The sequence below is a fragment of the Trujillonella humicola genome, assembly GCF_046233715.1.
GTDB lineage: Bacteria > Actinomycetota > Actinomycetes > Mycobacteriales > Geodermatophilaceae > Trujillonella > Trujillonella humicola.
The window spans coordinates 29,663-49,854 of sequence record NZ_JBJNRJ010000008.1; the positions used below are offsets into that span (position 1 = coordinate 29,663).

General features: G+C 74.5%; 21 protein-coding genes and 1 pseudogene. 6 read left to right on the forward strand and 16 right to left on the reverse strand.

The genetic code is table 11. From position 1 onward, the window contains the following. Window positions 1-15: 15 nt before the first annotated feature. Window positions 16-1,560 (forward strand): AMP-binding protein, encoded by a 1,545-nt coding sequence (locus ACK586_RS06425; RefSeq protein ID WP_409329628.1) that lies wholly within the window; start codon window positions 16-18, stop codon window positions 1,558-1,560. 38 nt (window positions 1,561-1,598) lie between these two features. After that, window positions 1,599-2,195: a histidine phosphatase family protein gene (locus tag ACK586_RS06430; protein WP_409329629.1), complete on the forward strand. Its 597-nt coding sequence runs from the start codon at window positions 1,599-1,601 to the stop codon at window positions 2,193-2,195. 6 nt (window positions 2,196-2,201) lie between these two features. Here ACK586_RS06430 and ACK586_RS06435 read toward each other — a convergent pair whose 3' ends face one another. The 3 genes from ACK586_RS06435 to ACK586_RS06445 form a co-directional block, all read right to left on the reverse strand. After that, window positions 2,202-2,996, reverse strand: coding sequence for a ThuA domain-containing protein (locus tag ACK586_RS06435; RefSeq protein ID WP_409329630.1), 795 nt, complete (start codon window positions 2,994-2,996; stop codon window positions 2,202-2,204). A 13-nt stretch (window positions 2,997-3,009) separates the two neighbouring features. Next, a complete protein-coding gene (locus tag ACK586_RS06440; RefSeq protein WP_409329631.1) occupies window positions 3,010-3,771 on the reverse strand; it encodes an SDR family NAD(P)-dependent oxidoreductase in 762 nt (253 codons plus the stop codon). A gap of 76 nt (window positions 3,772-3,847) precedes the next feature. Then, window positions 3,848-4,885 (reverse strand): NADP-dependent oxidoreductase, encoded by a 1,038-nt coding sequence (locus tag ACK586_RS06445; RefSeq protein WP_409329632.1) that lies wholly within the window; start codon window positions 4,883-4,885, stop codon window positions 3,848-3,850. Between the two features lie 191 nt (window positions 4,886-5,076). Between ACK586_RS06445 and ACK586_RS06450 the strand changes: the two genes are divergently transcribed. Then, complete coding sequence (locus ACK586_RS06450) at window positions 5,077-5,853, forward strand: SDR family NAD(P)-dependent oxidoreductase (RefSeq protein WP_409329633.1); 777 nt, start codon at window positions 5,077-5,079, stop codon at window positions 5,851-5,853. Between the two features lie 235 nt (window positions 5,854-6,088). Here the strand turns inward: ACK586_RS06450 and ACK586_RS06455 are convergent, their stop codons facing one another. Beyond that, the gene (locus ACK586_RS06455; RefSeq protein ID WP_409329634.1) at window positions 6,089-6,751 is read right to left on the reverse strand and encodes a TetR/AcrR family transcriptional regulator; all 663 of its coding nucleotides are present in this window, start codon (window positions 6,749-6,751) and stop codon (window positions 6,089-6,091) included. A gap of 65 nt (window positions 6,752-6,816) precedes the next feature. Here ACK586_RS06455 and ACK586_RS06460 point away from each other — a divergent pair, with 65 nt between their 5' ends. Together ACK586_RS06460 and ACK586_RS06465 are read left to right on the forward strand one after the other, a co-directional pair. Next, window positions 6,817-7,419 carry a TetR/AcrR family transcriptional regulator gene (locus tag ACK586_RS06460; RefSeq protein WP_409329635.1) on the forward strand — a complete coding sequence of 201 codons (603 nt, stop codon included), beginning with the start codon at window positions 6,817-6,819 and terminating at the stop codon, window positions 7,417-7,419. A 34-nt stretch (window positions 7,420-7,453) separates the two neighbouring features. After that, window positions 7,454-8,230, forward strand: a complete 777-nt coding sequence (locus ACK586_RS06465; RefSeq protein ID WP_409329636.1) for an SDR family NAD(P)-dependent oxidoreductase — start codon at window positions 7,454-7,456, stop codon at window positions 8,228-8,230. Between the two features lie 10 nt (window positions 8,231-8,240). Here ACK586_RS06465 and ACK586_RS06470 read toward each other — a convergent pair whose 3' ends face one another. The 10 genes and pseudogenes from ACK586_RS06470 to ACK586_RS06515 all read right to left on the reverse strand — a co-directional run. Next, window positions 8,241-8,687 (reverse strand): nuclear transport factor 2 family protein, encoded by a 447-nt coding sequence (locus ACK586_RS06470; RefSeq protein ID WP_409329637.1) that lies wholly within the window; start codon window positions 8,685-8,687, stop codon window positions 8,241-8,243. A gap of 11 nt (window positions 8,688-8,698) precedes the next feature. Beyond that, entirely contained in the window at window positions 8,699-9,628 is a 930-nt protein-coding gene (locus tag ACK586_RS06475) for a TIGR03619 family F420-dependent LLM class oxidoreductase (protein ID WP_409329638.1), read from the reverse strand. After that, window positions 9,625-11,097 carry an aldehyde dehydrogenase family protein gene (locus ACK586_RS06480; protein WP_409329639.1) on the reverse strand — a complete coding sequence of 491 codons (1,473 nt, stop codon included), beginning with the start codon at window positions 11,095-11,097 and terminating at the stop codon, window positions 9,625-9,627. Before ACK586_RS06480 ends, ACK586_RS06475 begins: the two co-directional genes overlap by 4 nt. Next, complete coding sequence (locus ACK586_RS06485; RefSeq protein WP_409329640.1) at window positions 11,094-12,845, reverse strand: PEP-utilizing enzyme; 1,752 nt, start codon at window positions 12,843-12,845, stop codon at window positions 11,094-11,096. The genes ACK586_RS06480 and ACK586_RS06485 overlap by 4 nt, the downstream gene beginning before the upstream one ends. Then, entirely contained in the window at window positions 12,842-13,693 is an 852-nt protein-coding gene (locus ACK586_RS06490) for an SDR family NAD(P)-dependent oxidoreductase (protein ID WP_409329641.1), read from the reverse strand. Before ACK586_RS06490 ends, ACK586_RS06485 begins: the two co-directional genes overlap by 4 nt. Then, a complete protein-coding gene (locus ACK586_RS06495) occupies window positions 13,693-14,892 on the reverse strand; it encodes an aromatic ring-hydroxylating oxygenase subunit alpha (RefSeq protein ID WP_409329642.1) in 1,200 nt (399 codons plus the stop codon). Before ACK586_RS06495 ends, ACK586_RS06490 begins: the two co-directional genes overlap by 1 nt. 16 nt (window positions 14,893-14,908) lie before the next feature. Then, window positions 14,909-15,262, reverse strand: a complete 354-nt coding sequence (locus ACK586_RS06500) for a putative quinol monooxygenase (RefSeq protein ID WP_409329643.1) — start codon at window positions 15,260-15,262, stop codon at window positions 14,909-14,911. Next, complete coding sequence (locus ACK586_RS06505; protein WP_409329644.1) at window positions 15,255-16,334, reverse strand: aromatic ring-hydroxylating oxygenase subunit alpha; 1,080 nt, start codon at window positions 16,332-16,334, stop codon at window positions 15,255-15,257. The genes ACK586_RS06500 and ACK586_RS06505 overlap by 8 nt, the downstream gene beginning before the upstream one ends. 167 nt (window positions 16,335-16,501) lie before the next feature. Beyond that, on the reverse strand, window positions 16,502-17,566 hold the full coding sequence (locus ACK586_RS06510) for a Rieske 2Fe-2S domain-containing protein (protein WP_409329645.1): 1,065 nt from the start codon (window positions 17,564-17,566) through the stop codon (window positions 16,502-16,504). Then, window positions 17,563-18,465 (reverse strand): annotated as a pseudogene (locus tag ACK586_RS06515) (PDR/VanB family oxidoreductase); the annotation flags it as partial. The pseudogene ACK586_RS06515 and the gene ACK586_RS06510, both read right to left, overlap by 4 nt. Window positions 18,466-18,695: 230 nt before the next feature. Here ACK586_RS06515 and ACK586_RS06520 point away from each other — a divergent pair. Further along, complete coding sequence (locus ACK586_RS06520) at window positions 18,696-19,094, forward strand: nuclear transport factor 2 family protein (protein WP_409329647.1); 399 nt, start codon at window positions 18,696-18,698, stop codon at window positions 19,092-19,094. 24 nt (window positions 19,095-19,118) lie between these two features. On the opposite strand, the gene ACK586_RS06525 is transcribed toward ACK586_RS06520, so the two are convergent. Together ACK586_RS06525 and ACK586_RS06530 are read right to left on the reverse strand one after the other, a co-directional pair. Next, the gene (locus ACK586_RS06525) at window positions 19,119-19,736 is read right to left on the reverse strand and encodes a TetR/AcrR family transcriptional regulator (RefSeq protein WP_409329648.1); all 618 of its coding nucleotides are present in this window, start codon (window positions 19,734-19,736) and stop codon (window positions 19,119-19,121) included. Further along, window positions 19,729-20,169, reverse strand: a complete 441-nt coding sequence (locus ACK586_RS06530) for a nuclear transport factor 2 family protein (protein ID WP_409329649.1) — start codon at window positions 20,167-20,169, stop codon at window positions 19,729-19,731. The genes ACK586_RS06525 and ACK586_RS06530 overlap by 8 nt, the downstream gene beginning before the upstream one ends. Between the last annotated feature and the right edge of the window lie 23 nt (window positions 20,170-20,192).

A 20,192-nucleotide genomic window follows, 5' to 3' on the forward strand; every position in this document is an offset into this window, starting at 1 on the left:
CGGAGGGAGCGGCCCGTGCATCGGCTGGCAGGGATCGGCGAGCGCGCCGGCGCGGACCCCGACGGCGTCGGCCTGGTCGACGACGCGGGCGCGCTCACCTGGGCGCAGGTGGCAGAGCAGGTGGACGCGGTCGGCGGCGAGCTGCTCGCGGTCGCCCCCGGGATCGGGGACCGGGTCGCCGTCGTCGGCGAGAACGTCTCGCCGACGCTGGTGGCGCACGCCGCCGGGATCCTCGCCGGCGTCGGCACCGTGGCGGTCTCGCGACAGCTGACGGCGGCGGAGATGGCCGACCAGTTCCGCGACGCGGGAGTGGTGGCCGTGGTGACCGGTCCGGCCGGGCTCTCCGCGGCCGCCGCCGCCGCCCGGGAGGCCGGCGTCGGGACGGTGGTCGTGCACGGCGCCGGCGACCTGCCGGAGGGGACGACGTCCTGGGCGGACTGGACCGGCGGCGGTCGCCGGCTGCCGGAGAGCACCGACCGGCCGGCGAGCCCGCCGCTGGTCTACACCTCCGGCACGACGGGCAAGGCCCGCGGCACGGCGGTCCGCTGGGCGCCCTCGACGGTGACCTCGGCCGCCGGCTACGCCGCCGCGCTGGCCGGCCGCTCCGGCTTTCCGGACGGCCCGCACCTGGTGGTCGGGCCGCTGCAGCACAACGGCCCGCTGACCTCGGTCCGCCACCTGCTCTCCGGCGGGACGGTCGTCGTCCTCGGGCGCTTCGACGCCGAGCGGGTGCTGCAGCTGGTCGAGCGGCACGGCGTGACGTCGTCGGTCATGGTGCCCACCCACTTCTCCCGGCTGCTGGCCCTGCCGCCGGAGGTCCGCGGTCGCTACGACGTCTCCAGCCTGAGCTCGGTGGCGCACACCGGCTCGGCCTGCCCGCCGGACGTCAAGCGGGCGATGATCGACTGGTTCGGCCCCGTGCTCGTGGAGAGCTACGGCGGCAGCGAGATCGGCACCGTCTGCCGGATCACCAGCGAGGAGTGGCTGGCCCACCCCGGCTCGGTGGGCCGCGTCGTCGAGCCCTTCCAGGTCGTCGTGCTGGACGAGGAAGGCCGTGAGCTGGGTCCCGGCGAGGTCGGCGTCCTCGGCTTCCGGACCCCGCCGGGCCGCGAGGTGAGCTACCACGCCGACGCGGAGAAGACCCGCTCGGCCTACGTCGCGCCGGGGGTGGCCACCCTGGGCGACGTCGGGTACGTGACCGCGGACGGGTTCGTCCACATCACCGACCGGGTGGCCGACATGGTGGTCTCCGGCGGCGTCAACCTGTACCCGGCCGAGAGCGAGAAGGTGCTGCTGGAGCACCCCCAGGTGGCCGACGTCGCGGTCATCGGCGTGCCCGACCGCGACCTGGGCGAGGCGTTGCGCGCCCTGGTGGTCGCCCGCGACCCGGCGCCGGGCGCCGACGAGCTCGCCGCCTGGTGCCGCGAGCGGCTGGCGTCCTACAAGTGCCCGAAGGGCTACGAGCTCGTCGACGCCCTGCCGCGCAACGTCATGGGCAAGCTCGACAAGCGCGCGCTGCGCCGTCCGTACTGGGACGGCGACCGCACCATCGCCGGCTGATCCGCGCATCCGCGGCGCCGGCCCGACCGAGAGGCACCATGACCGAGATCCTGCTCGTCCGCCACGGCCTGCCCGTCTCCGGGGATACCTCCCCCGGCCTGTCCGCGACGGGTGCCGAGCAGGCCCGCCGGCTCGGCGCCTGGCTCAAGCACGAGGAGGTCGACGCCCTGGTCACCTCCCCGATGCGCCGGGCCCGCGAGACGGCCGCCGCCCTCGCCGGCGAGATGGGCCGCGAGGTCGACGCCGTCGTCGACGACCTGCGGGAGTGGGACACCGACCTGCCGCCGGCTCCCTACACCGCCATCGAGGACATGGGCCCCAGCTCGCCCCGCGCGGTGGCCATCGCCGAGGGGCGCTACGACGACTTCGTCCCCGAGCTGGACCGCGAGGCGTTCCGCGCCCGGGTGGCCGGCTGCCTGGCCGAGCTGTTCGAGCGGTGGCCGGTGGACCGGCTGGTCGCCGTCGGCCACGGCGGCGCCATCAACGCCATGGTCGGCGGCGTGCTCGGCGTCCCCGCGCTGTTCTGGCACAACCCCGGCTACACCTCGGTGACCCGGTTGCGGCGGATGCCGGGCGGGCGGGTGGTGGTGCTGTCGGTCAACGAGACCGCGCACCTGTACGCCACCCGCGGCTGAGCCGGCTCAGGCCGGCGCGGGCAGCTCGCCGTACAGGCCCCAGGCCAGGCAGCGCTCGAGGACGGTGACGAACTCCGGCACCACCCAGCTGCCCCTGTCCTCCCGGCCGAGGTCGTCCACGAGGAGGTCCTGGACGTCGAAGCGGCCGCGGGCGTGGCCGAGGGTGAAGTAGCAGACCTCCCCCGCGCCCGACCTCTTCAGGTAGAGCACCGGCCGGGGGTCGTCGTCGGTCGTCCCGCCCTCCTCGAAGCCGCGGCACGGTCCGCTGTACCGGGTGTGCAGCAGCACCTCCAGCGGCGGGTGCAGCTCGCTGACGTACAGCTCGTCGGTCACCTCGAACGGCTCGACGCCCTGCACCAGCGGGTGGTCCGGGCGGGTGATCTCGATCCGGTGCGGGGCGATGGGCGGGTGGCCGAGGAACTGGCTGCCCAGCACCTCCGGCACCGGCCCGAGGACCCGCGGGGTCCGGTAGAGCTTCTCGGCGCCGGGCGCCGGGGCGTCGATCGCCGCGTTGGTGCCGTGCAGCGCCAGCCAGCGCCCGCCGGCCCGGACCCAGTCGACCAGCCGGTGCTGCTGGTCGGGGTCGGGCCGGCGGTCGCAGGTGTAGGTGATCAGCAGGTCGGCGCCCGCGAGGGCGTCCCCGGCGGCCGCGCTGCCCATCGCGTAGTCCTCGAACACCCGGGTGCGCGCCCGGGGATGGCGGCCCAGCGCCTCGAGCAGCCGCAGCCGCGCGTAGTCGAAGTCGTGCCAGCGTCCGCCGCACACGACGACGACGTCGAGGCGCCCCGCGGGACCGGCCACCTGGACGCTCCCGTCAGAACTGGACGCGGGTGACGATGCCGCCGTCCACCACGAGGTTCACGCCGTTGGTGAACGCCGACCGGGGGCTGGCGAGGAAGGCGACGGCGGCGGCGACGTCCTCGGGGCGGCCGTACCGGCCGACCGGGATCTTGGCGAGCACCTCGTCGTAGACCTCGCGCCGGCCCTCGCGGATCTTCTCCCAGTCACCGCCGGGGAACTCGATCGGGCCGGGCGAGACGGTGTTCACCCGGATGCCCCGGGGCGCCAGGGCCCGCGCCTGCGCCGCGGCGTGGTGGATGACCGCCGCCTTGAGCGCCGAGTAGGCGTTGGGCGAGGCCGGCCGGACCGTGTCGAAGGCGTTGGTGGTCCCGATCGAGATGATCGCCCCGCCCTGCCGCTCCAGGTGCGGGACGGCGGCCTCGATGAGCCGCACGAGCGGCAGCAGGTCGCCGTCGAGGCTCTGCTGCCACTGGTCGGGGCTCTTCGAGGCCCCCGCCGAGACGTTGGAGACGACGACGTCGAGGCCGCCGAGCTCGTCGGCGGCCCGGTCGACGAAGGCGGCCAGCGCGGCGGTGTCGGTGACGTCGACCGGCTGGGTGACCACCGTGGCGCCGCGCTCGCGCAGCTCCGCGGCCACCTTCTCCAGGGTCTCCGCGCCCCGCGCGCACAGGGCGAGGGCGCAGCCCTCGTCGGCGAGGGTCTCGGCGATGGCGCGGCCGATCCCCCGGCTCCCGCCGGTCACGAGGGCCCGCTTGCCGGTCAGCTGGAGGTCCATGTCGTCCTTCCCCGCCGGCGCGACGCCGGCCTCGGTCGGTGCACCGGCGCCGGCCGGCGCCGGGATGGGCGGTGGCTCAGGCGTCGACGTCGGGGTCGAGCCGGACGAGCATCTTGCCGACGTTCTCCCCGCGGAGCATGCCGAGGAACGCCTCGACGGCGTGCGACAGGTCGTCCACGACCGTCTGCTTGGCCACCAGCTCCCCGGACCGCAGCCAGCTCCCGACCCGCTGCTCGAACTCCGGCCGCAGGTCCTCGTGGTCGCGCACGATGAAGCCGCGCAGCGTGATCCGCTTGAGCACCGCCTGGATGAGGTGGTCGATGCTCGGCCGCGGCCCGTCGGTGTCGAACTGGGAGATCATCCCGCAGAGGGCGACCCGGCCCTCCTGCCGCAGGGCGTCCAGCGCCGCGACGAGGTGGTCCCCGCCGACGTTGTCGAAGTACAGGTCGATGCCGTCGGGCGCGACCCGGGCCAGTCCGTCGCGCACCCGCTCGCTGCGGTAGTCGATCGCCCCGTCGAGGCCGAGCTCCTCGGTCAGCAGCGCGGTCTTGCGCGCGCCGCCGGCGCTGCCGACCACGGCCGAGGCGCCGAGCAGCCGGGCCAGCTGCGCGGCGGCCGAGCCCACGGCCCCGGCCGCGGCCGACACGAAGACGACGTCCCCGGCGCGCAGCTCACCGGCCCGCACGAGCCCGGCGTAGGCGGTGAACCCGGTCTGGCCGAGGATCCCGAGCCAGTGCGGCAGGGGCGCCAGCTCCGCGTCGACGACGGTGGCCGTCGCCGCGTCGACGACGGCCAGGTCCCGCCAGCCCAGCCGGTGGCGCACCCAGGCGCCGACCGGCACGCCGTCGGCGCGGCTGGCGACCACGCGGCCCAGCGCCGAGCCGTCCAGCGGTTCCCCGACGCGGAAGTTCGTCGTGTAGTGCTTCTCGGTCTCCTCGAGCCGGCCACGCATCGACGGGTCGACGCTCATGAAGGCGTTGCGGACCAGCAGCTGGCCGTCGCCCGGCTCGGGGACGGGCCGCTCCTGCAGCTCGAAGTCCTCCGGCTCCGGAGCACCCGTGGGCCGGCGGGCGAGAGTGACCACGCGGGTCGTGGTGGTGGGTGCCGTCGTCACGCAGGGGCCTCCGCCGTCTCGACCGTTTGTTGACACCGAGCAGAGTAACTACATCTCCGGGCGAGGCAAGCCCCGGATGCGGAACCGGCCCGTCGCCAGTCTGTAGGGGCTGTTTCCCGCCTGGGTGACGTGCTTCACTGCAGCCCATCCCAAGTAAGTCGACCGCGCTGCGGCGCCGGAGGAGGAACCCCATGCAACTGCAGGACAAGGTCGCGGTGATCACGGGCGGGACGGCAGGGCTCGGCCTCGGAATCGCCGAGGCGTACCTGCGGGAGGGCGCGAAGGTGGTCCTCAACGGCCGCCGGGCGGAGAAGGGCGAGAAGGTCGTCGCGGACCTGGGCGCCGGGGACCGCGCCGTCTTCCGGCAGGGCGACGTCATGAACAAGGAGGACATCGAGTCGCTCGTCGACTTCGCCGCCGAGCACTTCGGCCGGGTCGACATCATGGTCAACAACGCCGGCGGGACGGCGGCCACCTTCCCGGTGGCCGAGATGCCCGACGACGAGTGGGACCTGAACATGAGGTGGAACCTCGACTCCACGTTCTACGGGACCCGCCGCGCGCTGAAGTACATGATCCCGCAGCAGTGGGGCCGGATCATCAACATGTCCTCGGTGGAGGGCAAGCACGGCAAGCCGATGCTCTGCGGCTACGTCACCGCCAAGCACGCGATCAACGGGCTCACCAAGGTCGCCGCCAAGGAGGTCGGCACCCAGGGGATCACCGTCAACGCGCTGTGCCCGGGTCTGGTGATCACCGAGATCGTCCGCGAGAACGGCCCCCGGACGGCAGCCAGCATGGGGCTGACGTTCGAGGGCATGGTCGACCTCTTCGCCCAGGAGTCGGCGATCAAGCGGCCGAACACCGTCGAGGAGGTCGCCGCGATGGCCGTCCTGCTCGCCTCGGACGCCGGCGCCGGCATCACCGGCGCGATGCTGTCGGTCGACGGCGGCACCGCCGCCTACTGACCCCCCGGGGGGTGGGGGGCGGGGGGGGGGGGGCGGGCGGGGGGCGCCGGGCCGGGGGGGGGGGGGGGGGGGGGGGGGCGGGGCGCGCGGCGGCCCCGCCGCCCGCCCCCCCCCCGGGGGGGCGGGGCCCCCCACCCGGGGGGCGGGGGGGGCGGCCGCGCCATGATCAGAGGAAGGACCCCGTCCCTCTCACCCCTCGCAGGCTCGGGGCGAGCCCCCGGACGGGGCCTCACGTTCAGTCGAGGGCGAGCATCCGCTGGTTGACCTCGTCGAGGGCCTCCCGCAGCGCCCGGGGCGAGCGCCGGCTCAGCGGTCCGCCGTCCAGCCGCATCGGGTGGATGGCGATCAGCGTGCTGATGAGCGTGCGGACGGCCAGCCGGGTGGCGGCCTGGGCGGCCGAGGCCGACCGCAGCCGGCGCTGGCCGGCCGGGGTCTGCCGGGCGTAGACGAACGCCCGGTCGATGTGCCGCTCCTCGAACTGCTGCCGGAGCAGCCGGGCCTGCGCGGTGGCGCCGGGCAGGTGGCTGTAGAGGATCCGGGCGTGGTCGGGCCGGCTCTCGATCCAGTCCCACACCGCCGCGGTGATGATCGGCAGCGCGGCGGCCTGGTCGGAGCCGCCCTCGGGACGGGAGCGGTCGACCACCTCGTCCAGCTCGGTGATGACCGTCTGCAGCGCGACGTCGAAGAGCTCGTCCTTGCCCGAGAAGTGGTAGTAGACCGCGGTGGGGACCACCCCGGCCTCGTCGGCGACGTCCTGCACGCTGGTCTCGGCGAAGCCCGTCCGGGCGAAGACCTTGATGGCGGCGTCGACGATCTCCTGGCGCCGCGAGGGCCGGTGCGCCGGCAGCTTGGCCGGCAGGCCGCCGGTCACCTCGGCCACGTCCGCCGGATCGAGCACGCGGTCCCCCTCGTTGTCAGGCGTCGGTGCCCCGGCGTCCGGCGGAGAGCCACTACTCTCCTGCTGTGACCGCCCAGGATAAGCGACCGGCGCACCGGCCGTCCCGGCGCACCGCCGTGGTGGACTCCGCGATGGAGCTGTTCGCCTCGCCGCGGTCGGACGTCATCACCGTGGCCGAGATCGCCGAGTCGGCGGGGATGACCTCCGCGGCGGTGTACTACCACTTCGCCTCCAAGGACGACATCCTGCTCGAGGGCCTGCGCGCGTTCGGCGGGGAGCTGGTCGCCGAGGCCCGCCGCGCACAGCTGGACATCACCGCCCGGGAGGCCTCGATCGGGGAGCTCCCGGTCGACCTGCTCGAGTGGATGGACCAGCGCCGCGCCGAGGCCACCGTCTGGTTCGTCAAGTCCTCGGGCGTGAGCCTCGCGGTCGAGCAGCTGCGCCGCGAGCAGCGCGGCGAGCTGATCACCGTGCTCACCCGCGCGGCGAAGGCCGCCCGGGCGAAGATCTCCGCGGCCGAGGCCGCCGTGGTGGCCACGGCCCTGCTGTCCCTGCTGGAGACCGCCGCCACCTCGTGGCTCACCGAGGACGAGTCGCTGACCGGACTGGGCCGGAAGAACTTCCTCGGGGAGACCGCCCGGCTGGCCGAGCGCATCACCGGCGTGTGACCACACTTACTATCCTGGCACTACAGTAAGCCGCGTGAGCGGTTTCGGGACGCCGGATCGTCGGCGGCTGGCCGTCGTGTCCGGCGGGGGCACCGGCATCGGCCGGGCGTGCGCCGCCGGCCTGGCCGAGGACGGCTTCGACGTCGTCCTCCTGGGTCGCCGCGCCGACGTCCTCCACGCCACCGCCGCCGAGCTGACCGCCCGGCCGGGCGCCGGGACGGTCACCGCGGCCCGGTGCGACGTCGCCGATCCCGACGAGGTCGCGCGGTGGACGGCGACGCTGGGGCCGGCGGTCGTGGACGTCGTGGTGAACAACGCCGGCGCCCCCGCGAGGCGCACCGGCCCGGCGGCCCCGCTGGCGGACGTGGCGCAGGCGTGGGAGGCGGCGTGGCGCGCGAACGTCCTCTCGGCCGTGCTGCTGACGACGGCGCTGGCGCCTCTCCTTCTCCGGCCGGGCGGCCGCGTCGTCCTCGTCGGGTCGCGCGCGGCGCTCACCGGCGGGTCGACCCCGGCCTACGTCGCGGCCAAGGCCGCGCTGCAGGGCTGGGTGCTGAGCCTGGCGGCCACCCTGGGCCCGGAGGGCGTCACCGCCAACCTCGTCGCCCCCGGCTACACGGAGGGCACGGAACTCGTGGCCGGGCGCATCCCGCCCGAGCGGCACGCCGCGCTCCTCGCCGGCACGGCGGCGGGCCGGCCCGGCCGGCCGGACGAGGTCGCGGCGGTGGTCCGCTTCCTCGCCGGGCCGACGGCCGGCTACGTCAACGGTCAGGTGCTGGGTGTCGACGGCGGGGTGCGCCCGCCCGGGATGTGAGGGCGCGGGCTCAGCGCCCGCCGGCCCGTTCGGCCCCCCGGACCAGCAGCTCCCGGTCGCCCTCCGTCCAGGTGACCGTGAGCGTCACGGCCGCGATCCGCCAGTCCTCGCCGTCCCGTACGACCCCGTGCTCGTACGTCCCGCCGAGGGAGTAGCGCTCACCGCCGAGGAAGTGGTCGGCCCGCATCGACGTCCGCACCCGGACGTCCCCGCCGTCGGCCTGCAGCCACGGGTTGACCAGCACGTGCTGGGTGGCGTCCAGCCCGGGGAACAGCCGGCGGGCACGGCCGACCCACTCGTCGGCCGGCATCCGCGCGCGCGAGCCCGGCCGGTAGGAGGTGTAGTCGACGTCGATCTCGTCGGTGAAGACCGAGCGGTACAGCTCCCAGTCCCGGCCGTCGATCCCGTGCGCGAAGCGGGCGAGCAGGTCGAGGACCGCGTCCCGGTCCGTGCGCACGAGACCCGTGCTCACCGTGCGGCGGCCAGCAGCGGCGCGAGCCGCTCGGGGAGCGCCGCCCAGGCCTGCGGCGAGTCCACGGTCCGGTCGAAGTTCGCGTCGACGATCACCTGCGCGATCCCCACCTCGCGGGCCCGGGCGACGTCGGCGGCCAGCTCGTCGACCGACAGCGGGCGCAGCCCCCGCACCGGCACCGGCGGCTCGGTGTACACCCGCCAGTAGACCTCCAGCGGCCCCCGGCCGGCCGGCCGGCGCTCCCTGAGCTGCTCCGCCGTCGCCAGGATGTCCTCGAGCGCACCGGAGGCCGGGTTCCAGATGTCGAAGCGCTCCGCGGTGCGCCGCAGCCCGGCCTCCGAGCGCATGCCGGACAGCAACCGCGGACGCGGCCGCTGCACCGGCTTGGGGCGGACGTCCGACGTCGGGATGGAGAAGAACTCACCGTCGAAGGCGACCGGGTCCTCGCCCCAGCAGGCCTCCAGCGCGTCGAGCATCTCGTCCAGCCGCCGGCCGCGGGTCCGCGGGTCGACGTCGGCCTGCCGGTGCTCGTCGTCGGACCAGCCCACGCTGAACCCGACCACCAGCCGCCCGCCCGACAGCAGGTCCAGGGTGGCCAGCCGCTGGGCCAGCTGCACCGGCCGGTGGTACCCGGCGACCAACACGCTGGTGCCGATCTCCGCGCGCGAGGACCAGGCCGCGGCCATGCTCAGGGTCTCCAGCGACGAGAGCGTGGTCCGGTAGGCCTCGGGCACCGCCAGCCCCGGCCGGGCGGCGTACCCGGAGACCGGCTCGTGCGGGTAGAACATGTGCTCCTGCACCCACAGCCCGCCGAAGCCCAGCTCCTCGGCGCTCTCGACGAAGGCGCGCAGCGCGTCGCGGGTGACGTGCCCGCCCAGCTGCGGCAGGCACAGCCCGACGGCGGTCGACCCGCCCGCCGCCGTCACGGCGCGGTGGGGACGGCGGTCGTCCCGGGCCCCTCGACCGGCAGCTGCAGGCTGACCAGCTCCGTGTACTCCGCCAGCCCGTGCGGCCCCAGCTCGCGGCCGACCCCGGACCGCTTGAACCCACCGAACGGCGCGAGCACGTTGAACCGGCCGCCGTTGACCGACACCTGGCCGGTGCGCAGCCGGCGCGCGACGGCGACCGCACCCTCGACGTCCCCGGCGAAGACCGCCCCGGACAGGCCGTAGTCGGAGTCGTTGGCCACCCGCACGGCCTCCTCGACGTCCTCGACCGGGATCACCGCGAGCACCGGACCGAAGATCTCCTCGCGGGCGATCCGTGCGCCGTTGTCCAGCCGGCTCACCACGGTGGGCCGGACGAACCAGCCGCGCTCCTGCTCCGGCACCCGGCCGGGGCCGCCGGTGAGCACGGTCCCCTCCCCGTCCGCGCCGTCCAGGTAGCCCTGGATCGTGCGGAACTGCGCGGCCGAGGCGACCGGGCCCAGGCCGGTGGCGGGGTCGAGCGGATCGCCGACGACCATCCCGCCCACGGCGGCGGCGAGCCGGTCCTCGACCTCGGCCAGCACGGCACGGGGCACCACCAGCCGGGTGGTCGCCGAGCAGGTCTGGCCGTTGTTGACGAACGCCGTCCGCACCGCGGCGTCGACGGCGGCCGCGAGGTCGGCGTCCGGGCAGATGACGAACGCCGACTTCCCGCCGAGCTCCAGGGTGGTGCGCTTGACCCCCGCCGCGGCCAGCGCGGCGACCCGTGCACCGGCCCCGGTCGAGCCGGTGAGGCTGACCAGGTCGACGTCGGGGTGCTGCACCAGCACCTCACCGGCCGAGGCCCCGCGGCCGGTGACGACGTTGAGCACGCCGGGGGGCAGGCCGATGTCGTGCGCGACGTCGGCCACCGCGAAGGCGGCCAGCGGCGCGACGCTGCTCGGCTTGACCACCGAGGTGCACCCGGCGGCCAGGGCAGGGCCGACCTTGGCCGCCAGCTGGTACAGCGGGTAGTTCCACGGCGTGATCGCGCCGACGACGCCGGCGGCGACCCGGAGCACCAGCGAGTTCCCGATCCGCTCCTGCGCCGGGACCTGCTCGGCCAGGTCGGCCATCGAGCGGAACACCGCCACGCCGAGGCCGACCTGCACCCGGTGCGCCGTGGCGATCGGGGTGCCGACCTCCCGCGCCATCACCGTGGCCAGGTCGTCCCCGCGGGCGTCCAGGCCGTCGGCGAGCTCCCGCAGCAGCCGGGCCCGCTCCCCCACCGGCGTCGCCGACCAGCCGGGGAACGCCTCGCGCGCGGCGGTGACCGCGGCACCGACGTCGGCGGCGTCACCACCGGGCACCGTGGCCAGGACCTCCTCGGTCGCGGCCTCGTGCACCTCGATCGGTGTCGCCCCGGCCGGGGTCCGCCACGCGCCGCCGACGTACAGGGCGTCCCGGGAGAGGGTCCCGGTCGTGGTCACGACACCTCCGCGGGGACGGCGTCCACCGAGACCGTGCCCGCCGTCCCGTCGACGGTGAGCAGCATGCCGTCGGTGATCATCGACGTCGCCCCGGTCACGGACAGCACGCAGGGCAGCCCGACCTCCCGCGAGACCACGACGGCGTGGCTGTTGAGCGCCCCCATGTCGACGACGACCGCACCGGCCACCAGGAACAGCGGCGTCCAGGCGGCGTCGGTGAGCGGGGCGACCATGACCTCGCCCGGCTCGAGGGCCGCGGCCTCCGAGAGGTCGCGGACCACGCGGGCCCGGCCGGTGTAGGTGCCGGCGCTGCCGCCGACCCCGGTGAGCAGGCTGCCCTCCGTGGCGGTGGCCTCGGCCGGTCGCGACCGGCGCTTCCACTGCGGGAGCGGGGGCAGCTCCTCGGCGATGATGAACGGCGGCTCCAGCTCGAACAGCGCCCGGTACCCGGCCAGCCGCTCGCGGATGACGTCGGTGAACGCGGCCGGGTCGGCCACGTAGTCGTCGAGCTCGCCGGCCTGCAGCATCGTGACGTCCTCGGGCTCGCCGAGCCGGCCGGCGGCGACCCCGCGCCGACCGAGCTCGCGCACGGCCAGCCGGACCTCGTTGATGACGACGGCGGAGTTGGCCTTCGTCTGCTCGCGCAGCGGGATGGTGTCCTTGGCCGAGCGCAGGGCCACCTCCAGCGTCCCGAGGGCCTCCTCGTTCCCGGCGAGCAGCCCGCGCAGCTCGTCGGCCACCTCCCGGCGCCGTGCGGCCAGCCGTTCCGCCCGGATCTGCGGGGACCCCTCGTCCGGGGACCGGCGCAGCGAGTCGACGTGCGCCAGCGCCTGCACCGGGTCGGCGTCCCACGAGCGGGCGCGGATGTCCCACTCGTTGGGGCCGCGCATGCCGTACTCGTCGAGGAAGGCGGTGAACGCCGCCCGGAAGCCGGCCACCTCCCCGTCGCCGTCCAGCGCGGCCGCGACCGCCGCCGGTCCCCGGTCGAACAGCGCCGTCAGCTCCGTCGAGGAACGCACCCGGCGGGACAGGTCCCACAGCCCCGCGCTGGGCGAGGCCGACTCGACGTCGCCCAGGCCGGAGATGAGGTCCAGCAGCATGTCCGGGCGGTCCACCGAGGCGCACAGCTGCGCGAGCATCGCCTGGCCGACGGTCGAGGCCAGCGACGAGTAGTCGTGCCGGGCGAAGGCGTTGTCCAGCTCGCCGAGGAAGGACCGGGCGTAGGAGACCAGCTCGGCGTCGGAGAGGCCGGCCAGGTCGGGCCGGGCACGCCGCAGCTCGCGCACCCGCCGGCTGTCCTCGTCGATCTCGGGGAACTCGGTCCGCCCCAGCACCTCGCCGATGGTCTGCGCCGTCTTGGCCGAGCACGCCTCGTCCACGTCGTCCGGGTGCGGCCGGTACGGCGGGGCGTCGGGGTGCGAGCCCAGCAGCGCGGCGTCGAACTGCTCCACGGTCATCCCCATGCGCATGCCCATGAGCCGCATGTGCGAGAGGTTCAGGTAGAAGTAGCCGCCGAACAGGCCGGCCACCGGAGGCGGGTCCGAGGGCAGCTCGCCCTCGGCGTACACCCCGAAGTCGACGAAACCGCGCAGCCAGCCCTTGAGCAGGCCCTGCTCGAAGACCAGCGTCCAGCCCAGCGGGCTGCACGGGTCGTTGAGCACCTCCCCGGCGTTCGCCCGGGTGTAGTACGGCAGCCGGTCCCACCGCTGCGAGTCGGTGATCCAGCGCTCCGGCACGGGCGCGCTCACCACGGCGACGTCCCGCCGTCGACGTTGATGGCGGTCCCGGTGACTCCCCCGCCGGCCTCGCTGCACAGCCAGACGGCGCAGGCCGCGACCTCCTCGACGGTGTTCAGCCGCTTGATCATCGACTCGTTCGCATAGCCCTGGAGGAAGTCCTCGTAGGTGATGCCGGACTGCTGGGCCACCAGCGGGCCGACCTCCATCATGAGGTCGGTCTCCACCGCGCCCGGGCAGATGGCGTTGCAGGTGATGCCCTGCTGGGCGTACTCGAACGCGGTGGCCTTGGTCAGCCCGTTGATGGCGTGCTTGTTGGTGATGTAGTGGCTCACCATCGGCTTGTTGGCCATCTTGCTCTCGACCGAGGACATGTTGATGATCCGGCCCCAGCCGCCGGCGACCATGTACCGCAGCGCCCGGCGGGTGCCCCAGAAGTGGGAGTTGAGGTTCCAGTCGAGCGCCTTCTGCCAGGCCTCGTCGGACAGGTCCCCGACCAGCGCCCAGCCGTCGGTGCCCCCGGAGTTGTTGACCATGATGTCCACCCGGCCGAAGCGCTGCGCCGCGAAGTCGACCAGCCCCTCGACCTGGTCCTGCCGGAGGGCGTCGCAGGCGAAGAAGTCGGCCCGGTCGCCGGCGCCCATCTCCGCCAGCGCCGCCTTGCCCTTCTCCTCGCTGCGCCCGCTGACCACCACGGAGGCGCCCTCGGCGAGGAAGGCCTCGGCGATGCCGCGGCCGATGCTGCGGGTGCTCGCCGTGATGACGGCGACCCTCCCCTGCAGCTTGCCCGGCCGGTCGCCGGCGGGCTGTCCCGCGAGCTCCTCGACCTCGTCGACGTCCGGTGCTCCGCCGGCACTCATCACAGTTCCTCCTCGATGGCCTGACCGATTGCACGGTGGAAGTGCTGCACGCCGGGCTCGTTGCGCCCGAACACGAATTCCTGGTCACCCATGGCCGCCAGGCCGCGCTGCACGCCGAAGCCGGCTCCGTAGTCCTCGTCGAGGACGACGTCGTGGAACCAGTCGCGGGTGTGGTCGGCGTTCTTGCGCTCCTCGTCGTCGACCGGCTCGTGGCGCAGCAGGATGTGCTGCTCGGTCTTCGAGCTGTCCCAGGTGCGGCCGGGGAAGACGAAGGAGACCGCCACCTGCTCGCGCCACCCGCCGGCGATCGCCAGGCCGGGGAAGAGCCAGTAGATGGCTCCCACGCACTTGCGCGGGTCCCAGGTCTCGGGCGGGGCGTCGGCGGCCTCGGCGATCGGGCGCAGCGCGAAGGAGTTCCGCTGGTGCGGGCCCCAGGAGTCGAAGGCCGCCATGTTCGACAGGTTGGTGCGGAAGACGGTGGTGCGGTGCAGCGCGGCGAAGTGGTAGCCCTCGAGGTAGCCGTCGACGACGACCTTCCAGTTGGGGCCCTCCAGGGTCCGGGTGGAGTGGTGGTAGCAGTCGGCGAGGCCGAGCGCCTCGAGCAGCTCGAGCAGCGGCGGCTCGATCCACGCGTCGAGGTCGAGGTCCGCGCCCGGGGTGAGGCAGACGAAGACGATGCCGGCGCGCTCGGCCACGGGCAGCCGGCGCAGCCCCATCTCGCTGCGCTCGACCGGGCCGAAGGTGTCCTCCCCGTAGACGCCGGTGAGGCAGCCGGCCAGGTCGTAGGACCAGGCGTGGTAGGGGCAGGTCAGGCGCCGGGTGTGCCCGGTCCCCTCCGGGAGGAGCTCCGCGCCGCGGTGGCGGCAGGAGTTGACCATCGCCCGCAGCTCGCCGTTGCGGTCGCGGGTCAGGACCACGGGGGTGCCGACGACGTCCAGGGCCTTGTACGACCCCGGCGTGGGCAGCTCGCAGGACAGCGCCACCGGCAGCGGCCGGGTCCGGTGGATGGCCTGGACCTCGCGCTCCCACAGCTCGGGGTCGGCGTAGTTGCCGACGGGCTCGCGCCACTGCGACTCGACCATGTCGGTCGAGGTGGCGCGGTAGTGCTCCACCAGGCGGGCCATGACGTCGGCGGCGTCCTGGCGGACCGCCGGGCTGGTGAAGTCGACGCCGGAGGCGTATCGGGGGACGGCGGTCATGGCCGGGGACTCCGTTTCAGGCGGTATCGGGTGCGGCGGAGGAGGTGGACCCCATCGGACGCGACGCCGCGAGGGTGTGGTGGGTCATCTCGCGGCCGGTCCGGGTCAGGCCGGCGATGGCGGCACGCAGCTCCTGCACGTGCGGGAGGGTCAGGTGCTCGGTCAGCGCCGCATCGCTGACCCAGTGCTCGAACACCCGCACCCGCCCGGGGACGTCGGCATCGGGGCTGAACGCGTAGTCGATGCAGCCCGGCTCCTCGCGACTGGCCGCGACCACCGAGGAGAAGGCGCGCAGCGCGACGTCCCGGTCGGCGGGCGCGAAGTCCATCCAGCCCGCGACGATGACGGGGGGGCCGTCCGGCTCAGGCATCGAGCATCTGCTGCACGACCTGGTGGAAGTGCGTGATCTTGCACTCGTGGTCGTTGAAGATGTTGCGCCGGTAGGCCGACGACCGCTTGGTCGCGCCGACCTCCTGGTAGATCTCCACGTCCTCGGCGACGACGTCCTTCAGCCGGTTCCAGTGGGCGCTGACCCCCGCGAGGTAGTCCTCGTCGCCCTGCGGGTCGTACTGCAGCTCCCAGGTCTCGAACCGGGTCCGGTCCACGGCCAGCGGCACCGAGCGGAACAGCTGGATGTGGTTGGGGTTGTTGTTGAACACCGCGGTCGGGAAGACGGTGTAGTGGCAGATCGCCAGGCTCTGGTGGTCCCGGGTCTCCTTGAGCCGGGGCAGCACGCCCTTGTAGGGGACGACCATCATCCCGTGCGGACCCATGGTGAAGAACGTGCTCTCCCGGCCGTCCTTCGCGTCCTGCGCGGACACCTTGTGCAGCGCCGGGGCGTGGTAGTTCTCGTTGAAGCCGTCGATGACGACCTTCCAGTTGACCGGCAGCTCCCAGGTCAGCTTCTCGACGAGGACCATGTCCTCCATCCGGTAGGCGCCGAGGTCGCCCACCAGCTCCTCGCCGAGGAAGTCCAGCAGCGGCGGGGCGACGCCGGGGCCCGCCAGGACGACCCACACCCAGCCGCCCCACTCGGCGCACTCGACCGACGGCGCGGCCAGCCCCTCGAGCTGCTCGGGGGCGAAGTCCTCGCGGTCGGGAACCCCGAGCACGTTGCCCTCGAAGTCGTAGGTCCAGTTGTGCCAGCGGCAGCTGAACCGGCGCGCACCGCAGCCGGACTCCTTCACGATCCGCGCACCCCGGTGCATGCAGACGTTGTGGAACCCGGCGACGCCGCCGTCACGGCGGCGGGTCACCACGATGGTCTCCCCGTGGCCGTCCCAGACGACGTGGTCGCCGGCGGCCGGGATCTCCGAGGACCGGCAGACGATCTGCCAGGTGCGGTTGAGGACCTTCTCCCGCTCCAGCTCGAACCGCTCGGGGTCGGTGTAGACCGAGGCCGGCAGCTCCGAGGGACGCGCGTCCGAGGGCAGCAGCGGCACCCCCGGACCATGGCGGTAGGGCAGATCGCCTCGGGTGGGGACGAAGACCACGCAGACCTCCGAAAGCGCTGGGGACGTCGGGACGGCCGGGGCTCGGGCGAGCCGACCCGGCCGCTGTGACACGGAGCACCATCCGACTCCGACGGTGCCTGAAAGCGGAGTCCGTGTCAAGTAAGTCGGCGGGGCCGCTCTTCCTCGACGAGGCCGCGGACGATCTGCTCGGCACGGACCGACGCGGCGTCGGCGGCGGCGTTGACCCGCCGTCCGGGACCGTCCCGGTCCACGGTCGCCTGGATGGCCTCGAGCAGCGGCTCGTCCTCCTCCATGGTGCGCTCGTGCACCCGGCGGAGGACCTCGTCGACGGCCCGGTCGCCGGGCGCCCAGTCGCGCGCCGACCACCAGTGCACCCGGGTGACCCCCGGGTCGACCGGGGTGAACGCCCGGACGAAGGCGGTACGGAAGACCCCGCCGTCGGCCTCGATGCGCATGTGGTCGACGTGCAGCGCCGGGGAGACGAAGACCCCGGACTCGTGCTGCACGCAGCGGGTGTCCGGGGGCAGTCCGGTGGCCGCGCTCTGCCAGGACGCCAGCGGCGCGGCCGGGAAGGTGCGGGCGTAGGAGACCGAGGTCTCGGTCACCTCGATCTCCAGGGGTGGCGGCTCCTCGAGGTAGCCGCGGTGGGAGGTGTCGGGGTGCACGGAGGCGAAGTGGGTGCGGTCGAGGGCGTTGTCATGCAGCAGCAGGTAGCCCGCCGCCACCGTGCGGACGCCGCCCAGCGCCGACCAGCCGTCGCCGGTGATCCAGGGCACCCGCGGTGGCGCCGCGCTGCCGGCCCGGCGCGGGTCACCGAGCCAGACCCACACCAGGGAGCCCTCCTCCCGGACGGGGTGGGCCGCGACCTCGGCGCCGTAGGGCACGTGCTCCTGCGAGGGCACCAGGACGCACGCGCCGGTGCCGTCGAAGGTGAAGCCGTGGTACCGGCAGACCACCCGGTCGTCGACGAGCCGGCCCATCGACAGCGGCAGCGCCCGGTGCGAGCAGCGGTCGTCGAGGGCGACGACGCGCCCGTCGCGCTGCCGGTACAGCAGGACCTGGCGGCCGAGCAACCGCCGGGCGGTCAGCTCGTCGGTGACCTCCTCGGCCGTGGCCGCGACGTACCAGCAGTCCAGGGGCGCGTCGGCCGGGGGCGGCGGCGCGGCGGCGTTGCCCGGCGGCCGGGCGGGCCCGCTCATACGTCGAGCACCAGCCGGGGCGATCTCGAGCGCGAGACGCAGATCATCATGTAGTCGCCCGCCTCCTTCTCCTCGTCGCTCAGCAGCGAGTCCCGGTGGTCGGGGGTGCCCTCGACGACCGGGGTCTCGCAGGTGCCGCAGACCCCCTCCAGGCACGAGGAGAGCGCGCTGACGCCGGCCTCCTGCACCACCTCGAGGATGGAGCGGTCCGCGGGCACGGTGACGGTGATCCCCGAGCGCTGGCACACCACCTCGAACGACGTCGACTCCGCGCCGGCCTCCACCGGCCGGGCGGCGAACCGCTCGACGTGCAGGCTGCCCGGCGGCCATGAGGCGCACTGCTGCTCGACCGCCTGCAGCAGCGCCTCGGGGCCGCACGCGTAGACCACGGTGCCCGGCCGGGGCGCGAGGACGGCCGGCAGGTCCAGCAGGCCGTACTCGTCCTCGGGACGCAGCACGACCCGGTCGCCGTAGCGGGCCAGCTCGTCGACGAAGGCCATGGAGCCGCGCCGGCGCCCGCCGTAGACCAGCGTCCAGTCCGCGCCCGCCCCCTCCGCCTCGGCGATCATCGGCAGGATGGGGGTGATCCCGATGCCCCCGGCGACGAACACGTAGCTCTGCGCGGAGACCAAGGGGAAGTGGTTGCGCGGACCCCGCACCCGCAGGCGGGACCCGACCTGCAGCTGCTCGTGGACGTGCCGGGACCCGCCGCGGCCGCCGGGGTCGAGCAGCACGCCCAGCCGCCAGCGCGACCGGTCGGCCGGCGAGCCGCACAGGGAGTACTGCCGGACCAGGTCGGGCGCGAGCAGGAGGTCCACGTGCGCGCCCGGCGTCCAGGCGGGGAGCTCCGCACCCTCGGGGTGCTCGAGGACCACGCCGACGACGCCGTCGGCCACCTCGTCCCGGCCTGCCACGACGAGCTCGTCCACGTGCTCGGAGTAGACGGTGGCCATCGCCGTGGACGGCTCGGCCGCGGTCATCCCTCGTCCCCCTCGTTTCTCGACTGCGCGCACAGTAAGTGACCGCGAGTGTCGTCGCGGCCGGAACGGCCGTCAACCGGCCGGGGCTGGCACTTCCTGTAGACGTTGTACAGAATGACCGCACGTACCGACGGCGGAGGGGTGGGCTCGTGGACGACCGCATCGCGCTCGTGGAGGCCCTGTTCGGGGCCTGGTCCAGCGGGGACCCCGATGCGCCCCGGCAGTACCTGACCGAGGACGCCGTCCTCGACGACGTCATCGGCGGCGTGCACCGCGGCTGGCCGGCGATCCGGGCCTACTTCGCGCGCGGTCTGGCCAGCTGGCCGGACCTGCGACTGGTGCCCAGCGGCGAGTGGTGGCAGCGCGACGACGGGCTGGCGTTCACGTGGGTCATGTCGGCGACCGTGCCCGACGACCGCTTCGGACCGGGCACGGCCGGCCGCCGCTGGGAGGCACCGGGCATGAGCTACGTCGTGTTCGACGGCGACCGCGTGCGGCTCGAGGTGGACTACCACGACGGCGGCTCGCGGGCCCGCTCCCTGCAGTAGGAGGACCCGCCCCGCCGCGGGGGCTCAGGGCCCGCCGAGGCGGTCCAGCAGGTCGGCGTGCAGCCGGCGGACGTCGGCCCGGGTGACCGTCTCCTGCTCCACCAGCCGGCGGTACAGGAAGGGGGCGAGGACGGCCTCCAGCGCCGTGCGCCGGTCCAGGTCGGCGCGCAGCCGGCCCGCGCGGACGCCGGCCTCCAGGATGGCCGCCACCCGGGACGAGCCCTCGGCGGAGACCTGCCGGCGCAGCTCGGCCAGCTGCGGATCGCGCCACGCGGCCTCGATCAGCGCGACCAGCACCGCGCCGTAGGTGGGGTCGTTGAGCCGGTCGGCGTAGTCCCGCAGGTAGTGCAGCAGCTCGCGGTCGGTGTCCCCCCGCGGCTCGGGCGCCGAGCGCCGGGCCAGCTGGGCGAAGGCCTCGTAGTACAGCCGCGGGAGGTCCGGCCACCGGCGGTAGACGGTGCTCCGCGAGACCCCGGCGCGCTCGGCGATGCGCTCCACCGTCGCCGAGGCCACCCCGCTCTCGGCGATGACGGCCAGCGTCGCCGCGTGCACCTGGGCGCGGGTCTGGGCGATCCGCGGGTCCACCCGGCCGGCGGGCTCCTCCCCCGGATCCCCCGCCGTGCCGTCGGCCGGCTCAGCCACCCACGACCGCGGGGTTGCCGTCGGTCCACCACGTCTCCAGCCGGCGGAAGGCGAACCGCCAGCCCTCCGGGGTGCGCACCAGCCGGTCGACGTAGCGGCCGGCGATCAGGTGCAGGTCCCCGCCCGGGGTGCCGGCCTTCACGTGCTGGGCGTGGAAGTAGCACTGCGCGGTGGCGGAGTCGCCGTCCACCTCGACCGTGACGTTGCCGATCAGGTGCTGGCTGCGGTCCAGCGGCCCGAGCGCCCCCTGGCAGACGCTCTGGATGGCCGGGTAGCCCTCGAACCGCCCGAGCCCCTCGTATTCGGTCACCGCGTCGTCGGTGAAGCAGGTCCGCAGCGCCGGCCAGTCGCGCTCGTCGAGCGCGGCGCCGTAGCGGTAGCAGAGCCGGGTGATGTCGTGCTCGTCGAGCAGTCGCCGGACGACGGCGTCCATGGGTCCTCCTCCTCGTCGGCGGC

Coding starts and splice junctions, on each gene's coding strand:
- ACK586_RS06430 (WP_409329629.1), top strand. CDS start 1,599: ATGACCGAGATCCTGCTCGTCCGCCACGGCCTGCCCGTCTCCGGGGAT.
- ACK586_RS06440 (WP_409329631.1), bottom strand. CDS start 3,771: ATGGACCTCCAGCTGACCGGCAAGCGGGCCCTCGTGACCGGCGGGAGC.
- ACK586_RS06450 (WP_409329633.1), top strand. CDS start 5,077: ATGCAACTGCAGGACAAGGTCGCGGTGATCACGGGCGGGACGGCAGGG.
- ACK586_RS06490 (WP_409329641.1), bottom strand. CDS start 13,693: ATGAGTGCCGGCGGAGCACCGGACGTCGACGAGGTCGAGGAGCTCGCG.
- ACK586_RS06495 (WP_409329642.1), bottom strand. CDS start 14,892: ATGACCGCCGTCCCCCGATACGCCTCCGGCGTCGACTTCACCAGCCCG.
- ACK586_RS06500 (WP_409329643.1), bottom strand. CDS start 15,262: ATGCCTGAGCCGGACGGCCCCCCCGTCATCGTCGCGGGCTGGATGGAC.
- ACK586_RS06510 (WP_409329645.1), bottom strand. CDS start 17,566: ATGAGCGGGCCCGCCCGGCCGCCGGGCAACGCCGCCGCGCCGCCGCCC.
- ACK586_RS06530 (WP_409329649.1), bottom strand. CDS start 20,169: ATGGACGCCGTCGTCCGGCGACTGCTCGACGAGCACGACATCACCCGG.